The sequence below is a fragment of the Actinomadura macra NBRC 14102 genome, from assembly GCF_001552215.1.
Lineage (GTDB): Bacteria > Actinomycetota > Actinomycetes > Streptosporangiales > Streptosporangiaceae > Spirillospora > Spirillospora macra.
This window is the reverse complement of record NZ_BCQT01000001.1, coordinates 39,160-58,183: the sequence shown is the minus strand read 5'-3', so window position 1 is coordinate 58,183 and position 19,024 is coordinate 39,160. Positions and strand designations below refer to the sequence as shown.

Sequence of the window (19,024 nt, the reverse complement as noted above, 5' to 3'; positions counted from 1 at the left end):
TTGCGATATCCATCACACCCGCCATACGGTGTGCAAACAGTTGATGGCCTGCATCGACGTAAGCATCTGCTCGGTCGCATGCGAGACGAACCTCATCAACTGTCTTCAAAGTATGGAGAGATCGTGGTCGACACACAGAAGATTCACCGACCGGCAAGGCCGCACTGTGTCCGCCCGGCGGGCATCCTCGGCGGCGCACTGCTCGTGGCCGCCCTGGTGACCGCCTGCGGGGGCGCGAATGGCGGTGCCGGGGGAAAGCCCGCGCGGCAGAATCCCGAGACGCTGACCATCGCGGTCGCGGCCCCGCCGCAGAGTCTGAACCCCGCTCTCGCGGGCAACGGCGACCCACTGATCATCCCCGTCGAACTCGCGTACGACCCGCTGATCTACCTCAAGGCCGACGGAAGCCTCGCTCCCGGTCTGGCCACCGAATGGAAGTTCGTCGGCTCCGGCAACAAGGTGTTCGAACTGACACTGCGCCCGAGCGTGAAGTTCAGTGACGGGTCGAGCCTGACCGCGCGGGGCGTGGCGGACTACTTCGCCTACTTCGCCAAGGCGGGGGGCCTCGGCGCGTCCCGCGTCCAGAACTTCGAACGGGTCACCGTCACCGGACCGCTCAAGCTGCGGATAGAGCTGAAATCGGCGAATCCGGAACTGCCCTACATCCTCACCCAGGGCTTCGCGATCGGCGATGTCATCAGCCCGCTCGGGCTCAAGGACCCGAACAAGCTCGGCACCTCGACCGCCGGAGCCGGGCAGTACGTGCTCGACGCCGGGGGCAGCGTCACCAACCAGACGTACGTGTTCACCCCGAATCCGGGCTACTGGAATCCCAAGGCGATCAACTGGAAGAAGATCGTCGTCAAGGTCATCCCCGACTCCAACGCCGCCCTCGGCGCCATGCGCACCGGGCAGGTGGATTACATGATCAGCGACACCAAGGGTGCCGACGCCGCGAAGCAGGCGGGCTTCAACGTGAGCACCTGGCCGTACCTGTTCGGCCACCTCCAGCTCCTCGACCGCAGCGGTACGCAGGTCAAGGCGCTCGGGGACGTCCGGGTCCGGCAGGCCCTGAACTACGCGATCGACCGGAAGGCGCTGGCGAAGGCGCTGTTCGGAAAGTACGCCTCCCCGAGTGACCAGATCCTCCTGCCCAAGGCTGACGGGCACGACCCGTCCCTGGACGGCCACTACGCCTACGATCCCGCCAAGGCGAAGAGCCTGCTCCAGCAGGCGGGCTATCCGCACGGGTTCTCGCTGGCCATGGCCGCCTACAACCTCCAGCCGGGCGAGACCGACGCGGCCCAGGCCATCGCCAGCTACTGGTCGAAGATCGGCGTCAACGCCAAGATCGAGGTTCCGGTCAGCATCAGCGCCTACACCAGCGGGCTCACCGGCAAGAAGTACCAGGCCCAGATGTTCGAGTACGGCGGCCTCCCGATGTATCTCGTGGCCGATCAGCTGCTCAGCACCGGAAGCCTGTTCAACCCGTTCAACAACACCCATCTCGAGATCACCAGGCTGATGCGCGAAGGAGCCGCCGCCGACGACGCGTCGCGCCCGGCGATCTACAAGCGGTTGCAACGGGTCCTGGTGGAACAGGCCTGGTTCGTCCCCTTCGCGGGCATCGACAAGGTCACGGTCGCCCGCCCCGGACTCCAGGGCGTCATCGCCTCACCGCGGGCTCTCGACCCGAACCCGGTGTTCTTCACCGCGGCCAAGAGCTGACGCGTCCCCGCTGAAGGAGGGAACGCCTGATGAAACGCATCCTGATGCGCAGGCTCCTGCTGTCCGTGCCGCTGCTGTTCGTGGTGTCGGTCGTGGTCTTCATCCTCCAGTCACTGATTCCCGGCGACGCCGCGAGCCAGCTCGCCGGGCTCCAGGCGACACGGGGGGACGTCCTGCGGCTACGGCAGCAGCTCCACCTCGACGAGCCGATCTGGGCGCAGTACTGGCACTGGCTCAACGGCGTCTTCCACGGCTCGCTCGGCACCTCGCTGACGAACAAGGAGGCGGTGACGACCGCGTTGAGCACGAGGCTTCCCGTGACCCTCTCCCTCGTCCTCGGCGCGACCATCCTCGCCACCGTGCTCGGCGTCGTCCTCGGCGTCATCAGCAGCAGGGCCGGCTCGCTGGCCGGACGGCTGGTCGACCTGCTCAGCATCGGCGGTCTCGCCGTCCCGAGCTTCTGGCTCGGCCTGCTGCTGATCTCGGTGATGAGCGTTCAGCTCGGGCTGCTCCCGGCCACCGGGTACGTCAAGCTCGGGGATTCGCCGAACGGGTGGGCGCGATCGCTGGTGCTCCCGGTCACCGCGCTCGCCCTGGGCGGGGTCACGGCGATCGCCAAGCAGACGAGGGAGGCGATGCTCGACGTCCTGCGTCGCCCCTACATCGACAACCTGCGGGCCAACGGCGTCCCCGAGCGGCGCATCGTGTTCAAGCACGCGCTGCGCAGCGCGGCCATCCCGATCTGCACGATGTCGAGCATCCTGCTGGTCGGCGCGCTCGGCGGATCGGTCGTGATCGAGCAGGTCTTCGGCCTCCCCGGGCTGGGCAGCCTCGCCGTCAGCGCGACCGGCTCCAAGGACATTCCAGTGATTCAAGGTGTCGCCGTGTACTTCACGCTGTTGGTCGTCGCGGCCAACCTCCTGACCGATGTCGCGTACGTGCTGATCGACCCCCGGGTGCGGGCCTCATGACCGCCCCGACCGCCCCGACCGCCGCGGAGCCCGCCGCCAGCGCCCCGTCCGGACGGCCCGGCCTGGCGCGCCGCCTGCTCCGCCATCCGCTCGCGGTGGGCGCGCTGCTCTACCTGGTCGTCGTCATCCTGCTCGCGATCTTCGCGCCGATCTTCGCGCCGTACGATCCGCAGGAGGCCGACTTCGCCCACGTCCTCGCGACGCCGACGGCCGGCCACTGGCTCGGCACCGACGCGCTCGGACGCGACATCGCCTCCCGCCTGATGTTCGGGGCGCGCCCGGCGCTGGTCGGGGTGCTCGTGTCCGTCCTGGTCGCGGCCGTCATCGCGGTCCCGATCGGGCTGTCGGCGGCGCTCTCGGGCGGCGCCGACCGGATCGTGTCGCCCCTGGTCGACCTGTTCATGTCGATCCCGGCGATCGTGGTGCTGCTGATGGTGCTGGCGACCTTCGACCAGGAGCTCGTCGCCGCGATGGCCGCGCTCGGCGTGCTCACCGCGCCCGGCCTCGTCCGCGTCGTCCGTGCCGCCGCGCTGACCGTGGCGGGGGAGCCGTACGTCGCCGCCGCCCGCGTGTACGGGTTCGGCTGGTTCACCATCGCGCTGCGGCACGTCCTGCCGCGCATCGTGGGGCCGATCCTCGTCAACCTGTCGCTCGTCGCCGCGACCGCTCTGCTCACCGAGACCGGGCTGAACTTCCTCGGGCTGGGCGTGCACCTGCCGGAGGCCAGCTGGGGCGGCATGGTCGCCGACGCCTCCGCGGTGATGAACCAGCAGAACTGGATGCTGATCCCGACCGGCGCGGTCGTCGCCTGCACGGTGATCGCGCTGGTGCTGCTCGGGGACGGCGTCCGCGACGCGACGGCGGAGGGCTGGGCACGCCCGGTCACCCGGACACGGAAGAAGCCGCCGCGCGAGGCCGTGGCCGCAGGTGAGCACCACCGGCCGGCAGAGGACACCGCACCGGCCGGCGATGCCGCACCGGCGGACGATCCGCCGATCCTGCTGCGTGTCGATGGCCTGACCGTCGTCGTCCCCGGAGCCGATGGGCGACCGGTACCGGTGATCGACGACGTGTCGTTCGACCTGCGGGCCGGTGCGACGCTGGGCATCGTCGGCGAGTCGGGATGCGGCAAGACGATGACCGGGCGCGCCGTCCTCGGCCTGCTGCCGGACGGCGCCCACGTCACCGGCGGCACGATCCTGGTCAACGGCGCCGACGCCAACGCCATGAGCCGCCGAGACCGCGCCGGGCTGCGCGGCTCGACCATCGCGTTCATCTCACAGGAGCCGATGGCGGCACTGGACCCGCTGTTCACCGTGGGCAGCCACATCGCCGACGCCGTCCGCACCCACACCGCCGCCGGACGAGCGCGAGCCCGGCGGCGCGCCGTCGAATTGCTCGACCAGGTCCGCCTGCCCGACCCCGAACGCGTCGTGAAGATGTACCCCCACCAGCTCTCCGGCGGGATGGCGCAGCGCGTCGCCATCGCGCTCGCGCTCGCGGGCGGACCCCGGCTGCTGATCGCCGACGAGCCCACCACCGCGCTCGACGTCACCGTCCAGGCGGAGATCCTCCAGCTGATGCGCACGCTCCAGCGGGAGACGGGCATGGCGATCCTGCTGATCAGCCACGACTGGGGCGCGGTGGGCGAACTCTGCGAACAGACCCTCGTCATGTACGCGGGACAGATCGTGGAGTCAGGCCCGACCGCGACGATCATCAAGGCGCCTCAGCACCCCTACAGCGAGGGCCTGCTGGCCGCGAACCCGCAACTCGGCACGCCGGGCGTGGCACTTCGCGTCATGCCCGGAGGCGTCCCCTCGCCGGGCGAGTGGCCGCTCGGCTGCCACTTCGCGGCGCGCTGCCCCTACGTGATGGACGAATGCACCACGCACCCGATCGCCGTGGCGGGAACGGACGAGCATCGCAGCCGCTGTCTCCGCTCGGTGCCCTTGCACAAGATCGAGGCCACACCATGACCGAGCCGCTGCTGTCGATCGACGACCTCACCGTCCGCTACCCGCGCCGGCGCGGCGAGCCGGTCACCGCGCTGGACGGCGTCTCGCTCACCGTCGGTCACGGACGCACCGTCGGCCTGGTCGGGGAATCCGGCTCCGGGAAGTCGACCCTCGGCAAGGCGATCCTCGGGCTGGTGCCGGTCGGCGGCGGGTCGATCACCTTCGACGGCCGCGACATCACCCGGGCCGGACGGCGCGAACGCCGGGAGCTGAGCAGCCAGATCCAGGTCGTCTTCCAGGATCCGTACGGCTCGCTGAACCCGGTCAAACCGATCGGCCGGACGCTCGGCGAACCGCTGCGCGTCCAGCGGATCCTCGACGCCCGTGCCCGCCGGGACCGGGTCGTCGAGGCGCTGGAGCGCGTCGGCCTCCCGGCCGCGGTGCTGGACCGCTACCCCGCCGAGTTCTCCGGCGGCCAGCGGCAGCGCATCGCGATCGCTCGCGCCCTGGTCATGCGGCCGCGCCTGATCGTCTGCGACGAGCCGGTGAGCGCCCTCGACCTCTCCCTGCAAGCGCAGATCCTCAATCTGTTCAACGAGCTCAGAGCCGATCTCGGCGTCGCCTACCTGTTCATCTCGCACGATCTCGGCGTCGTCCGGTACCTCGCCGACGACCTGGTCGTCCTGTACCACGGCTCCGTCGTGGAGTCCGGCGCCACCCAGCCGGTGTACGAGCGTCCCCGCGCGGACTACACCAAGCGGCTCATCGCCGCGATCCCCCAGACCACACCGCAGGAGAAGGCTCCCTCATGCAAAAGCGAGTCATAGTCGACACCACGTCCGGGAAGGTCGGCGGCGTCCGGCATCGCGGGGTCGCGTCGTTCCTCGGCATCCCGTACGGCGCGCCCACCGGCGGCCCGGCGCGGTTCCGGCCGCCGGAACATGCGAAACCGTGGCCCGGCGTGCGCGACGCGACGATCTTCGGCAACGCCGCGCCGCAGAACGACATCCGGTTGGCGGCGACGGGCTCGTGGGTCGAGGCGATCGACTACTTCTATCCGCGCACCGGTTCGGCGCTCGAAGGCATCCCGATGGGCGAGGACTGCCTGGTCCTCAACGTCTGGACGCCGGAGGCGAGGGTGCCCGGCGACCGCCCGGTCATGGTGTGGCTCCACGGCGGCGGCTACCAGCACGGCGCCGGTTCCGAGTCGATGTTCCTGGGCGATCGCCTCGCCCGGCTCGGCGATGTCGTCGTGGTCACGGTCAACCACCGGCTGGGCATGTTCGGCTATCTGAACCTGGAGGAACTCCTCGGCGGCGAGTTCGAGGGCTCCGGCATCGCCGGGCTGCTCGACCTCGTCCTCGCCCTCGAATGGGTACGCGACAACATCGACGGCTTCGGCGGGGACCCCGGCAACGTCACGCTGTTCGGCCAGTCGGGGGGCGGTGACAAGGTCCGCAACCTGATGTCGATGCCATCCGTGTCCGGCCTGTTCCACAAGGCGATCATCCAGAGCTCGCCGGGCCCGCTGCCGACGTCGCCCGAAGCGGCCCACGACCTCGCCGCCCAGACCGTGCACGTCGCCGGGTTGAGCCCGTCCCGGGCCCGGGAGCTGACCACCTGGGGTACCGGTCCGCTCCTCGAACTCCAGCGGTGCGTCACCGGGGACGTCATGGGCGGCTTCACCCTCGATCAGGACATCTTCGCCGCAGCTCAGGCGTCGTTCACACCCAGCGTCGATCCGGCGCCCACTCCAGACGGCGCCGGCGTCCCCGTCCTCATCGGCTACACCAGCCATGACGCCTCGCTCATCCTCTGCAACGCGCCGGAGTACGCGACCTTCACCGACCCCCAACTGCATGCCTGGACGGCGGGCCGCTTCGGCGCCACAGCCGAAGCCACCGCCACCGCCTACCAGGACCGGGTCGGCCCCGAGCCGGCACGGCTGCGCCTGGCTCGCATCGTCACGGATATGACCTTCGCACCGGCGGCGATCAACCTGGCATCCGAGCTCTCCACACGGCACACCGTCCACTGCTACGAGTTCGCCTACCAGACCCCGATCCTCGGCGGCCTGCTCGGAGCGACGCACAGCCTCGACCTGCCGTTCGTGTTCCACAACGCGGAACTGTCACCGCTCGCGGGCGACCGCGGCGACCGCCGCGAGGTCTCCACGCGCATGGCACAGGCGTGGACGTCCTTCGCGCGGACCGGCGAACCCGGACACGGCGACATCCCGACCTGGGAGCCCTACACCCCGGAAACGAGAGCGACCATGCGCATCGACAGCACCTGGAGCCCGCACACCGGCCAGCACCCGCGCGACCTTCCGACGGGGGCAGGCGCATGACCAGGCCACCCGCGTCGGGACTCCCGCCGAGCGAGCCGGGACCGCCACCGCATCCCCGGCGCCTCACCGGCTCGCCAGTGCCGTACGACCTGTACGCGGACGCCGTGGTGGCGCGGATCCCCGGCTATCGCGAGCTGACGCTCGACCTGCTGCGTCCGATCAGCGCCGAGCCCGTCCCGCTGGTCATCTGGATCCACGGCGGTGCCTACCTCGGCGGTACCCACCGGGAGATGCCTCCGCCCCTGCAATCGGCCCGGCTCGACGAACACCTGCTCGGCGCGGGCTTCGCCGTCGCGCACGCGAGCTACCGCTTCAGCGGGGAGGCGCGGTTCCCCGCTCAACTACTGGACATCCGCGCGGCCATACGCTGGCTGCGCCGCCATTGCGATGCCCTCGGGATCGACGCGACCCGATTCGGTGTCTGGGGTGAGTCGGCGGGTGGCCACTTGGCGGCACTGGCCTGCCTGGCGCCTGACGACCTCTTCACCGACGACGAAGGAGCCTCGGACAGCGTGGCCGTCCAGGCCGGAGTCATCTGGTACGCACCGAGCGACTTCCGCACGATGCAGCAACAATCCGGACCAGACGCGGTCATCGACCACAATGCCGCCGACGCGCCCGAGGCCCTGCTGCTGGGTGCGGCGATCCCCGCGGCGCTCAGCGCCGCCCAGGCCGCCAGTTCCGTGAGCTACGCGCACGCCGCGGCACCGCCGGTGCTGCTGGTGCACGGGGCCGCGGATCGGGTGGTGCCCGTCGGGCAGAGCGAGCAGTTGCACCGCGCACTCGACCAGTGCGGCGCGGACAGCCGCCTCACCATCGTCGCTGAGGCGGACCACTGCTTCCTCGGCGCCGACGTCGAGCCCCTGGCCGCCCAGGCGGTGGCGTTCTTCGAGGAGAAGATGCGTCCGGCCACCGTGGGGAAGACAAACCGCCACTGATCGAAGACAGGAATCGCGCGGAGACGATGGTCCGGTGGGTCCGCGCGACGACTAGCCAAGACGGACCGTGGTCCGCTAAGTTAATCGGACTGCGGTCCGATAGATCTTTCGGGCCGGTGACCACCGGAGGTTGTCATGTCACGGTCATCGATCTTGCGTCGGCTCACGCTTTCACTCGGAGTGCTCGCGTCAATCACGACGCTCGGCGGAATCGCGGCGGCCGAGAACGGGTCCGCCAGGCCCAAGCACGACCGGGTGATCTACCACCATCACCGGCCTGGGGCGGGCAACCCATGCGAAGGGCTCGCCGGGTGCACATTCGTGCAACTCAAGGGAGATCCGGCCACCGGCCCGTCCGAGGCCATGTTCACGCTCAAGGCCGGGACGCCGTTCCCCAAGCACTGGCACACCAGCCCCGAGCATGTAGTCGGCGTCAAGGGCACCATGCTCTGGAACATCAAGGGCCACAAAACCTACAAGGTCGGCGCCGGGGACTTCCTCTACTACCCGGGCAAGGCCGTCCACTGGGGTCAGTGCGCCCCAGGCGCCGACTGCGTGTACTACGTCTACGACGAACTGCCGTACGACTTCCACCCCGCTGGCTAAGCGCTCCCAATGGAAAGATCGCGGACGAGCATCACCCGCAGATGATCGCTGCCACGAGCCATGCCGCGTCACAAAGTCGATCTGACGAGGACGCCCGCCTCCCCCAGGGGCCTGGCCAGCCCTTACGCGCAGAAGGACACCAACGACGTCACGCCGGCGTTTGAGGAGGCTAGCGCCGGGATACCGCTCTCTCACTCCAACTCGCGATTACTCAGAGCAGTTGAGGCGATGCGTTGGGTGGTCACGTCATCGCACGCGAAAGGATCGTCATGCTGAACGGTGTCGACGTTTCCTCCCACAACCCTTCCTACGAGGCCAAGGGCCTGGATTTCGTGTTCGTCAAAGCCACCGAAGGCACCTCCTACACCAACCCCGAGCGCGCCGAGCAGGTCAAGGTGGCCCGCCGGCACGGGTGCGTGGTGGGCCACTATCACTACCTGCGCCCCGGCCGGGCGCTACGGCCGGCCCGGATCACCGCCCAGGCCAAGTACTTCGTCAAGCACTGCGGCGCCCGTGAGGGCGACATCCTGGCCCTGGACTGGGAGAAGGATCCCAAGGGGCGGCGGGCCACCAGTTCCCAGAAAGATGAGTTCCTGCACAAGGTGAAGCAGTTGCGCCCCGGCCACCGGGTGATCCTTTACACCAACCGTGACCTATGGAGCGACCCCGGCACCGGCGACTACACCGGCGACGGGCTCTGGATCGCCGACTACCGCAAGGCCGGCGACCCGAAGATCGACCATGAGTGGCTGTTTCACCAGTACACCTCCGAGCCACTGGACAAGAACGTCGGCAAGTTCCCCAGCCGCGCCGCCCTCAAGCAATGGGCCGCCGTCCACCACGACGACGACTGACAAGTGCCGCGGTCGATCACGACCCTCCCGGTCGGCCTGACCTGGCCGTCGACGCCAGGCGTCACGCCTCTCAGCGACGCCGCGCATCTGATGCCGCCGGTGGGGCAGGGCGCCGACATGGCGCTGCTCGACGGCGCTGGCATTCTTTCAACCAGGCTGAAGGTAACCGAACCCGACCAGACACCCGGCCGCCCGGCCGCCCGGCCGGCAGGGGCGGATGACACCCGCCGAACCGGCTCGTTGGCCCGGAATCGGTGACATCGTAGGGGGATGGAGGGCTCGGAACGAGGCTCGGTGGAGTCATTCGGCAGATGGCTGGGCCGGTTGGGACAGGAAGACCTGGCGGGCCTGCTGGGAAAGCGGCCGGAGGCGATGGCCGAACCGGAGCCGTTGACCATCGGTGAGGTCGCCGAACGCCTGTACTGGCCGCACGGGGTCTTCACGGCGCTCGCGGCATGCGAGCTGCGGTCGGTGCAGGTCGCGGAGGTTCTCGCAGCCCTCGGCGAGGGGACGCCGAGGGCCGACGCGCAGGCATTGCTGGGTGCCACGCTGGAGGACTTCGACGGTGCCGTCGCCGGGCTCGTCCTGCGCGGGCTCGCGTGGCCGGACGGTGATCTGCTGCACCTCGTGGAGCCGCTGAGGGACTGGCCGCTCGGGAACGGTCCGCTCGGCTTGGGGCCGCCGGCCGCTGTGCTGTTGCCCCACTTGAGGGCCGACGTCCTACGCCGGGTCACTCGTGAACTGGGCGTTGAGCCGGTCGGTAGGCGCAAGGCCGAACTGCTGGACGCGGCCATCCAGGGCCTGCGCGACGCCGAACGGGTGCGGCATGTAGCCGCTGCGGCACCCCAACGTGTGCGGCGCCTGCTCGAAAGGGCCGCGCGCGATGGGTTCGTGGACGATTTCCGGAACGTCTACATGGGCGGGGCCGATGGTCCGCAAGAGTGGGCGTTGGCGCGGGGACTGCTCGTCCAAGCCGACTGGCTGGCGCCCGTCATGCCGGCGGAGGTGGCGCTGGCGCTGCGCGGACCGTCCTACCGGCCGCCGTTCACGCCGGCCGCGCCGGTCGCCGCCACAGTGGCGGCGCCCGAGGACGTGACGGCGGCGGAGTTCGCTGCCGCGTCGGCGCGTGCGCTGGAGGAGACGGCATCGGTCGTCCGGCTGTGCGCCTCGGAGCCGCCGACCCGTCTCAAGTCCGGCGGCGTCGGTGTCCGGGAACTGCGGCGAACGGCCAAGCGGACGGGCTGTGCCGAGGACGCCGCCCGGCTCTGGCTGGAAGTGGCCGTGGCCGACGGCCTCCTGGGGTGGTGTGACGGCGCGCTCGTCCCGACCGGCGAACGCGACGAACAGCGGACGCCCGGCATGCGCCTCGCGTCGATGCTGCGTAGCTGGAAGCAGATGACGCGCCTTCCGTTGCTGGACGATCCAGAGGCGACCCGCGGCGCGCCGCTCGACCCCCGGGCCGACGATCCGGCGGCGCCCGTGCTCCGCGTCGCGGTCCTGGAAAGCCTGGCGGGCCTCCCCGAAAGCCGCGGCGTGACCGGGCCCGAGGAACTGGTCGCGATGGTGACGTGGCGACGCCCGCTGTTGTTCGAGGACGCCGAGCTGGCGCCGCCTTACGTCACGGCCGTCTGGCGGGAGGCGGAAAGACTCGGCGTTATCGCCAATGGTGTGCTCACCTCGACGGGGCGAGCGCTGCTGGACGCCGACGGGGCGTTGTCACTGGACGAAGTCGCTGCGGACGTACTGGACTCGGCTTGCGCCAAGCCACTGCTTCAGGGTGACCTCACGGCGGTGGTACCCGGCCCGCCCGCACCGTGGCTGGCCGAACTTCTAGACCTCGTCGCCGCCCGCGAGTCTCGGGGAACCGCCTCGGTCTGGCGGTTCGGTCCGGGCAGTGTTCGGCGCGCCTTCGACGCGGGTCTTACCGCTGAACGGCTGAAAACCGACCTGCGGGCTGCGGCCGGCACCGACCTGCCGCAGCCGCTGGCATATCTGATCGATGACGTCGCCCGAAGGCACGGTGAGGTCGCCGTCACGCCGCTCGCCTGCGCGATCTCCTGTTCCCGTCCCGCACTGCTCACGGAGATCCTCGCCCACCGCGGGCTGCGGCGGCTCGGGCTCCGGGAGTTGGCGCCCACAGTGCTGGCCAGTGCCGAGCCCGTGAACGAGACATTGGAGGCACTACGGCAGGCCGGCTACTTTCCGATCGGGCCGGACGGCGGTGGCTCGCTGGTGATCGAGCGCGCGCCGGCCAGGCAACGGCGTCGGAAGCGCCCGGACGCCGACGTCCCCCGAAGCAGCGTCCCCTCCCGGCGCACCACACCCCTCGAACTGGCCGCCCGGTTGCACGAAACACCGGTCGTACCACGTACTGAAACGGACGGCGTCGAGGCCCGGGTGGCGGATCTGGCCCCGCAACTGTCGGCCTCGGAACTGCGCGTGCTGGCGCATGCCGTCGAGACGGGCACCGCGGTCTGTATCGACTATGTCAACGGCGAGGGAAACCCGTCCACCCGCGTGATCGAGAAGATCTGCCTCGACGCCCCCTTCCTCACCGCATGGTGCCGCCTTCGCGACGACGAGAGAGTCTTCCTCGGTTCCCGCGTGCAGGCTGTGACCCCAGCGTTCCTCGCAGAATGAGGAATGGCGACCACTCCGGTTACACGGGCGGCAGGCCGAGCTGTGCCCGCAGCTCGGCGTCCTCCTCGGTGAGGATCGTCCTTTCCGCGGCCGCGTTCAGGATGCCCAGGAAGGCCGTCGCGGCGTGGACCTGTCTCGATGCGAGGGCCCGGTCGAGCTGCCGCGGTTGAGTGAATCGCAGCATATTGCCGGACGGGTCGAAGAAGGCGCAGTCTCGGGCGCCGTCGGGCTGGTCGGTCGGTTCTTGCATCACCTCAGCGCCCGCGGCCTCGATGTGCTCGAAGGTGGCGTCACAATTGCCGGTCACGAAGACGAGCCGGTGGCCCAGGAGGCCCTTGGACATCAGACCCTCGATCGTCCGCCGGTCGGCCGGCGAGGCACCCGGGTCCGCGCCAAGCGATCGGAGAAAGATCTGCACGTTCGGAGGGGACGGCGGCCCGACGCTCGCCCACCGTGCCCCCTCGGATTCGGAGCCGTCGTGTACCCCGAAGCCGAGGACGTCACGGTAGAAGCCGAGCGCCTCGTCAAGGTCGTGGACGGCGAGGGTGCAAGACCAGAGCATGAGATCCATGCCGGTTACGCGGATCTGCAGGGGAGGCTGGCTCATCGCCGTTCCTGGTCGTTGGCCTGAAGAAGGACCATGTCGAGGTCGTGGAGGCGGTGCAGGGCGGTGTCGATGGTGATGTTGGTGATCTTCCCGTCCCTGATGGTGAACGCGAAGACGGCTTTCGGCTGGCCGCGGTGCAACCAGACGGCCGCCGGAACACCATCGACCAGAGCGAGCCGAGCGGCCTGAGCTCGCCCGGCGAAGAACGCCGCCACCTCCTGGGCGCCGCGGACTTCAAGGGCCACGGCGTCCGGATCGAGCAATTCGAGCAGGGCGGCGAAATCCCCGCTTCGCGAGGCGGCAAGAAAGGCTTCGACGATGTCCCGCTCCGCCGATCGCGCGGGAGCGGACGCCTCCGCCGCGCCTTGCACCCGGCGCCGGGCCCGGCTGGCCAGTTGCCGGGCCGCTGCCGGGGAGCGGTCGATGATGCCGCCGATCTCGCCGAAGGACACGGCGAAGACGTCGTGCAAGACGAACGCGAGCCGTTCGGCGGGAGACAGCGTGTCCAGCACCACCATCAGCGCGACACCGACCGAATCGGCGATCAGCGCCTCGTGCTCTGGGTCGGCCGGGCCGAGGTCCGGGTGTGGCGCGGCCGGCTCGGGCGGCAGCGGCCCGGCGGATTCTTCACGCCGCGCCCGGCGTGCCTCCAGCATGTTCAGGCAGACCCGGGCCGTGACCGTGGTCAGCCAGCCGGCCAGATTCTCCACCTGGCCGGTGTCGGCGCGGCTGACCCGCAACCACGTTTCCTGCATCGCGTCCTCGGCCTCACCGGGTGAGCCGAGCATCCGGCGGGCCACCGCGTGCAAGCGGCCCTGGTGCTCGGCGAACCGCTCGCTCAGCCAGTCCTGCTCGACCATCTGTCACATTCCTCCGTCTCGGCCTGTCATACCAACTGACCGGCGAATCCACGCCGATGTGACATCCGGGGCAGCCCGAGGTGTTCGGCCTCCCGGTCCAGGCAGCACATTCACCTCGAAGAGAAGGAGAGACGCTATGAAAGCGCACGTGAGCTCGATCTTGCTCGGCGTCCGGGACATGGAGCGGGCCAAGCGGTTCTACACCGACGGTCTCGGCTGGACGATCAAGAACGACTACGGCATCTCGGTGTTCTTCGAGTCGGACGGCGCCTCACCCGTCGGCTTCTACGGCCGTGAAGGTCTGGCCGAGCAGGTGGGCACGGGTGCGGAGGGCAACGGGTTCAGCGGGCTGGTCCTCACCTACGTCGTCCGCAGCGAGGCTCGGGTCGACGAGATCATGGCGGAAGCCGAGAAGGCCGGCGCCACGATCCTCAAGCCGGCCGGCGCTCTGCCCTGGGGCGGGTACGGCGGCACCTTCGCTGACCCGGACGGCTATATCTGGAGCCTGGGCTACAGCGCCCGGGGGACGGACCAGCCCTACGCGGAGTAACCGCTCTGGTAAGAGTGGGCGAGGCGACCGCTTCCGCAATGCGGTGGCCGTGGGGGAAGTAGGCGGCATCACGGGCGCCTCACGTCCCGGACGGCGACCCGCGAAAGGTCACTCTGCCCTACACCGATCGAGAAGGAGCACGTCGTGAAGTTCCGCACCCGCGTCGAGCCACCCGAGCCCATGCGAGGGCTGGAGGTTCCGCCCGAGGTGGTGGAGGCGCTCGGCGCGGGCGCGCGGCCGCCAGTGACGATCACCGTCAACGGGCATACGTGGCAGAGCCGCGTCGCGATCATGCGCGGCCGCCACCTGCTCGGCTTGAGCAACGCCAACCGCCAGGCGGCGGGTGTCGCGACCGGCGACGAGGTCGAGGTCGACCTGGAACTCGACACCGAGCCGCGCGTCGTCGTCGAACCCGCGGACTTCGCCCGGGCCCTGGACGACGACCCGGCCGCCCGAGCCGCCTACGACAAGCTCGCGTACAGCCACAAGCGTGAGCACGTGCGCGCCATCGAGAGCGCGAAGAAGCCCGAGACGCGCCAGCGGCGCATCGAAAAGGCCATCGCCGTCCTGCGGGGCTGAAACCCAGAAGAGACCACTCCGTGGCGCCCTGCACGGCGCCGCCTGAGGGCATCGGACACCACATGGCCGCCACGGACGCCGCGAAGGCGATGCCGGTGCGGGAGGACCGACGATCGCGACCCTCAGGCCGCCGCCGCGGCCAGGAATCTGAAGGCGGGGGGAGCCGGGTGCCGGCGAGGGCTCTGTGGCGGGAATCGCCGATGCGCGGGAATTCGGCGACGCCCAGCACACCGCGTGATTCCTAGCGATCGCAGGTCGGCGTCGGCCCCGGCGATCCGCGTACGACGAGTGGCGGGCGCCGGCGTCAGGAGCCGACGAGGCCGGTTCGTGACTGCGCGACCACGCTTTCCAGCCCGGCGATGCGCACGTACGCGTCGTGCCCCTGGGTCCGCCGGGGCTGAACGCGGGCCAGGTGCTCCTCCGCGGCGGCGCGGGTGCCGTCCGGCTCGCCGGCCTTGATCATGTCGATGATCCGCTGGTGTTCCTCGACCGACTGCTGCCGGCTCTCGGGTCCGCGATCCACGCCGCGTTCGGTCTCGCCGGTCACGTCCTCGTGCACATGACCGGACCACAGCGACTCCAGGGCGCCCAAGAGGATGACCATGGTCTGGTTCCCGCAACTGCGCACCAGCTCCTCGTGGAACAGCCGGGAGATGTCGGTGAACTTGATCGAGTCGTTGAGGGCCGCGATGCTCTGCGTCTGCAGGTTCTCAAGGCGCTTCACGATCGCCCCCCTGCCGGTCGGGCGTGCGGCGCACATCTCCGCGCACTGCGGCTCGAGTACCCGGATCGCCCGGGCAAGGTCGTCGAGCCGGACCTTCTGCCGCACGAGCACCAATCCGAGGGCGTAGGCCGCGCGGGCGGGCTGCGGCGTGTGCAAGATCGCGCCGCCCTTCTGGCCGCGCATCACGGTGAGCAGACCTTCGGCCTCCAGGATGCGCATGGCCTCGCGGATCGACTGCTTGGCGACCGGGTACTCAAGGCGGAGGTCGTCCTCCTTGGGTAGTCGATCACCATCGCCGAGCTCACCGCTGAGGATCCTGGCCCGGAGCTTGTCGGCAACGATCTCCGCGACGCGCGGTGCGCGCAGCGACGCCGCTGTAGCCGTGGCCTTCTTCCGATTGGTCGTATCGTCCACGCCGTTCACCGTCCCAACAGTAGTCCGCTGGCGACCGCGGTTCTTGACTGCCTCGCCACAAGCATCATAATCTACGAAGACAGCATAATCTTTATGCAGTATCGAAGGATGCGCAGGCGGAAGGACGCTCATGGATCTGGACAGCCTCAACGTTCGGGCGTTCTGGGAGGACGCGGTGGCGGAGGTGCCGGACCACCCGTTCCTCATCTGGGAGGACCAGCCGATCTCGTACCTGGAATTCGACGACCGGGCGAACCGTGCCGCCACCGTCTGGAGCGAAGCCGGCGTGAGGAAGGGTGACCGGGTCGTCTTCATGGTCGGCAACTCGCCGGAGTTCCTGGCGGCCTGGTTCGGGCTGATCAAGATCGGTGCGGTCATCTCCGCGATCAACACCGGCTTCAGGCGCGAAGAGGCGGCGTACCAGATCAGGCACTCCGATCCGGCCGCTGTCCTGGTCGACGCCGCTCACGCCGACGTCGCCGGTCCGATCGCCGAAGGCATGAAGCGCCGGGTGTTCCATCTGGGGCCGCATCCCCGGTACGAGGACTTCCTGGCCGCCACGACCGCGATCACCCCCGGCGTCCCGGACGTCGACCTGAACGGGGCCGACCTGATCTCCTTGATCTACACCTCGGGGACGACCGGGCCCTCCAAGGGTGTGATGCAGACGCATCGCAACTTCGTTCTCACCGGTCACGGGTATCCGTACTGGCTCGACATTCGCCACGGTGATCGTCTTTACGTGTGCATGCCGTACTTCCACATCAACTCGCAGGCGTACTCGACGATGGGTGCGATCGGCGCCCGGGCCACGATCGTGCTGTCGCCGAAGTTCAGTGCGAGGCGGTTCTGGCCCGAGGTGCGTCGCCACCGGGTCACGCACTTCAATTTCGTCGGGGCGATGACGGCGATCCTGTCCCGCAGGGAACCCGACCCTGAGGACGGCGACAACGTGGTCCGTATCGCCTACGGCGGCACCAAACTGCCCCGGGAGATGCAGCTGGACGTCGAGCGGCGCTTCGGCCTCAAGGTCATCTCCGGGTTCGGAATGAGCGAGACGACCTTCGGCATGGTCGAGGACATCGCCGGCGAACGCCGGCCGGGATCGATCGGCAGGCCGCGTCAGCACCCGGATCCCACGGTGCCCCGCAACGAGGCCCGGCTGGTCGACGATGACGGCAACGACGTCCCGGAAGGCGAGTTCGGTGAGCTGCTTCTCCGGAATCCGGCGATGGCGAGCGGCTACTTCCGCGACGCGAAGAGGTCCGCGGAGACGTTCCGTGACGGGTGGCTGCACACCGGTGACCTCTTGCGGCGCGACGAGGACGGCTTCTACTTCTTCGTGGATCGGAAGAAGGACATCATCAGACGGCGCGGCGAGAACATCTCCTCCGCGGAGGTCGAGCGCACTCTCGCCGCCCATCCCGACGTCGCCTACGCCGCGGTGGTCGCGGTGCCCTCGGAGTTGCTGGACGACGAGGTGCTCGCCTGCCTGATTCCCCGGCCGGACCGCACCATCGACCCGGAGGCGCTCCTCGAGTGGGCCGTCGAGCGACTCGCCCCGTTCAAGGTTCCGCGCTACGTGCGGATCGTCAGCGAGTTCCCCCGAACCGGGTCGCTCAAGGTGCGCAAGGACCAGCTGCGTGCCGACTGGCGGGGTTCGGACCTGTACGACCGCGAGCAGGCGGCCCAGGGAGCGGGCGAGCGATGACCGAGTTCTACGACCTCGCCGCGACCATCCGCAACGAGCCGATGGAGCGGGCGCCGGTGCACATCGTGTCGTCGGACTACCGCGCGACCCTGCGTGAGCTGAGTCGCGCGGTGGGGATGCCGGTCTCGAACCTGCCCCTCGACGGGCTGTTCGCGGCCGACGAGCGCGCCACCCTGTCGAGTCACTTCGGCACTCACCTGGACGCCCCCACGCACTACGGCGATGTGATCGAGGGGGCCGTGGCCGAGTCCGTGGACGAGATGGCGCTCGAGCCGCTGCTCGCCCATGGAGTCAAGGTCGACTTCAGCGACCGGGGAGTCAGGCTGATCACCGAGCAGGATCTTGCCGACGCGCTGCGCCGGATGGACTACGAGCTGTGCGCCGGGGATCTTGTGATCACGCACGTCGGCATGGGGGCGAAGTACGACGACGACCCGGCGATCCCGCTGCTGGGTGCGGGAATGAGCGGCGCGGCCGTCGAGTGGCTGCTCGACCGGGGCGTCCGGATCACCGCGACCGACTCGATGACCGCGGACATGCCGATCCCGTGGATGGAGGAGCGGTTCCGGGAGGGGGATCGGGACGCGTACTTCCCCGTGCACACCGTCGGCGGGCGGCGTCGCTACGTCCACGTCGAGAAGGCCTATGGGCTCGATCGGCTGCCGGTCGCCACGGGCTTCCGGGTGTCGGCGCTGCCGATCAAGCTGGAGGGCGCGAGCGGGGCTTGGACCCGCTTCGCCGGCATGCGGGGACTGCCGGCGGCGCTGGAACGTGCCACGATCGTCGACCTCAGCCAGCCGATCCGGAACGTCAGCATGGAGCCGCAGGTCTCCACGATCGAGACACACGGTCGTGAGCGCCGGCGCCGGCAATGGGCCAAGCACCTCGGCGTGCCGGTCAGCGAGGTCGAGGCCCGCGGATCCTGGGACCTGGTCACCGCGTCCACCCGGGCGGGTACGCACATCGAGGCTCCGTTGCGGTTCGGCCCGTCGTGTGCGGGCCAGGACGCCCGCCCGATCGATGAACTGCCGCTCGACTGGTGTTTCGGGCCGGGCGTGCTGCTGGACGTGCGCGCCGGCGGCAGTGCGGCGGGCATCGACGAGGCCGAGATCGATCGTGCCCTGGAACGCATCGGGCATCGGCTGTCGCCGGGCGAGATCGTCGTCCTGCGAACCGGCGCGGAGGAGCGGTTCGACGGCGACCCGGACTTCGCCGCCTCCGGACGCGGGTTGACGCGCGACGGGCTGCTGTCGCTGCTGCGCAGGGGCGTCACCATGGTCGGCACGGACGCGGAGCTCCTGGACCGGCCGCTGCCGGCGATGGTGGCGGACCTCCGGCGTGGCGAGCACGAGTCGTTCTTCCCGGTGCACCGGCTGGCACGTGAGATCGAGCACTGCCAGTTGCTGAAGCTGGGCAATCTGGGCGCGCTCGAGGATCCGACCGGATTCTTCGTCTGGGCGCCGCCGATCAAGCTGGAGCATGCCGGCTCGGGCTGGGCCCGAGCGGTCGCGCTCATACCGCGGTAGCGAGGAGG

At 69.6% G+C, this 19,024-nt stretch carries 16 protein-coding genes; 13 read left to right on the top strand and 3 right to left on the bottom strand.

The genetic code is table 11. The features are described 5' to 3' along the window. Positions 1–123: 123 nt before the first annotated feature. The 9 genes from AMA02S_RS00265 (at position 124) to AMA02S_RS00220 (ending at position 12,045) form a co-directional block, all read left to right on the top strand. Positions 124–1,728, top strand: a complete 1,605-nt coding sequence (locus AMA02S_RS00265; protein ID WP_169806748.1) for an ABC transporter substrate-binding protein — start codon at positions 124–126, stop codon at positions 1,726–1,728. 29 nt (positions 1,729–1,757) lie between these two features. Further along, the gene (locus AMA02S_RS00260; protein ID WP_067449752.1) at positions 1,758–2,699 is read left to right on the top strand and encodes an ABC transporter permease; all 942 of its coding nucleotides are present in this window, start codon (positions 1,758–1,760) and stop codon (positions 2,697–2,699) included. Beyond that, positions 2,696–4,678, top strand: coding sequence for a dipeptide/oligopeptide/nickel ABC transporter permease/ATP-binding protein (locus tag AMA02S_RS00255; RefSeq protein WP_084264365.1), 1,983 nt, complete (start codon positions 2,696–2,698; stop codon positions 4,676–4,678). Before AMA02S_RS00260 ends, AMA02S_RS00255 begins: the two co-directional genes overlap by 4 nt. Beyond that, positions 4,675–5,484, top strand: coding sequence for an ATP-binding cassette domain-containing protein (locus AMA02S_RS00250; RefSeq protein WP_067449750.1), 810 nt, complete (start codon positions 4,675–4,677; stop codon positions 5,482–5,484). The genes AMA02S_RS00255 and AMA02S_RS00250 overlap by 4 nt, the downstream gene beginning before the upstream one ends. After that, entirely contained in the window at positions 5,466–7,007 is a 1,542-nt protein-coding gene (locus AMA02S_RS00245) for a carboxylesterase/lipase family protein (RefSeq protein WP_067449745.1), read from the top strand. The genes AMA02S_RS00250 and AMA02S_RS00245 overlap by 19 nt, the downstream gene beginning before the upstream one ends. Beyond that, positions 7,004–7,945 carry an alpha/beta hydrolase gene (locus tag AMA02S_RS00240; protein ID WP_084264364.1) on the top strand — a complete coding sequence of 314 codons (942 nt, stop codon included), beginning with the start codon at positions 7,004–7,006 and terminating at the stop codon, positions 7,943–7,945. Before AMA02S_RS00245 ends, AMA02S_RS00240 begins: the two co-directional genes overlap by 4 nt. 135 nt (positions 7,946–8,080) lie before the next feature. Continuing rightward, complete coding sequence (locus tag AMA02S_RS45245; RefSeq protein WP_084264363.1) at positions 8,081–8,551, top strand: cupin domain-containing protein; 471 nt, start codon at positions 8,081–8,083, stop codon at positions 8,549–8,551. Positions 8,552–8,820: 269 nt separating this feature from the next. Beyond that, the gene (locus AMA02S_RS00230) at positions 8,821–9,405 is read left to right on the top strand and encodes a glycoside hydrolase family 25 protein (protein ID WP_067449743.1); all 585 of its coding nucleotides are present in this window, start codon (positions 8,821–8,823) and stop codon (positions 9,403–9,405) included. Between the two features lie 270 nt (positions 9,406–9,675). Continuing rightward, on the top strand, positions 9,676–12,045 hold the full coding sequence (locus tag AMA02S_RS00220) for a helicase-associated domain-containing protein (RefSeq protein ID WP_067449737.1): 2,370 nt from the start codon (positions 9,676–9,678) through the stop codon (positions 12,043–12,045). A 19-nt stretch (positions 12,046–12,064) separates the two neighbouring features. On the opposite strand, the gene AMA02S_RS00215 is transcribed toward AMA02S_RS00220, so the two are convergent. Then, positions 12,065–12,652 carry a VOC family protein gene (locus tag AMA02S_RS00215; protein WP_245667282.1) on the bottom strand — a complete coding sequence of 196 codons (588 nt, stop codon included), beginning with the start codon at positions 12,650–12,652 and terminating at the stop codon, positions 12,065–12,067. Next, positions 12,649–13,512: a sigma-70 family RNA polymerase sigma factor gene (locus AMA02S_RS00210; protein ID WP_067449731.1), complete on the bottom strand. Its 864-nt coding sequence runs from the start codon at positions 13,510–13,512 to the stop codon at positions 12,649–12,651. Before AMA02S_RS00210 ends, AMA02S_RS00215 begins: the two co-directional genes overlap by 4 nt. A 136-nt stretch (positions 13,513–13,648) precedes the next feature. Between AMA02S_RS00210 and AMA02S_RS00205 the strand changes: the two genes are divergently transcribed. Together AMA02S_RS00205 and AMA02S_RS00200 are read left to right on the top strand one after the other, a co-directional pair. Then, positions 13,649–14,062 (top strand): VOC family protein, encoded by a 414-nt coding sequence (locus AMA02S_RS00205; RefSeq protein WP_067449729.1) that lies wholly within the window; start codon positions 13,649–13,651, stop codon positions 14,060–14,062. 144 nt (positions 14,063–14,206) lie between these two features. Continuing rightward, positions 14,207–14,641, top strand: a complete 435-nt coding sequence (locus AMA02S_RS00200) for a YdeI/OmpD-associated family protein (protein ID WP_067449728.1) — start codon at positions 14,207–14,209, stop codon at positions 14,639–14,641. Between the two features lie 304 nt (positions 14,642–14,945). Here AMA02S_RS00200 and AMA02S_RS00195 read toward each other — a convergent pair whose 3' ends face one another. Then, positions 14,946–15,779: a FadR/GntR family transcriptional regulator gene (locus tag AMA02S_RS00195; protein ID WP_067449727.1), complete on the bottom strand. Its 834-nt coding sequence runs from the start codon at positions 15,777–15,779 to the stop codon at positions 14,946–14,948. Positions 15,780–15,909: 130 nt separating this feature from the next. Between AMA02S_RS00195 and AMA02S_RS00190 the strand changes: the two genes are divergently transcribed. Then, on the top strand, positions 15,910–17,490 hold the full coding sequence (locus AMA02S_RS00190) for an AMP-binding protein (RefSeq protein ID WP_067449724.1): 1,581 nt from the start codon (positions 15,910–15,912) through the stop codon (positions 17,488–17,490). After that, complete coding sequence (locus tag AMA02S_RS00185) at positions 17,487–19,016, top strand: cyclase family protein (protein ID WP_067449719.1); 1,530 nt, start codon at positions 17,487–17,489, stop codon at positions 19,014–19,016. The genes AMA02S_RS00190 and AMA02S_RS00185 overlap by 4 nt, the downstream gene beginning before the upstream one ends. Positions 19,017–19,024 lie beyond the last annotated feature (8 nt).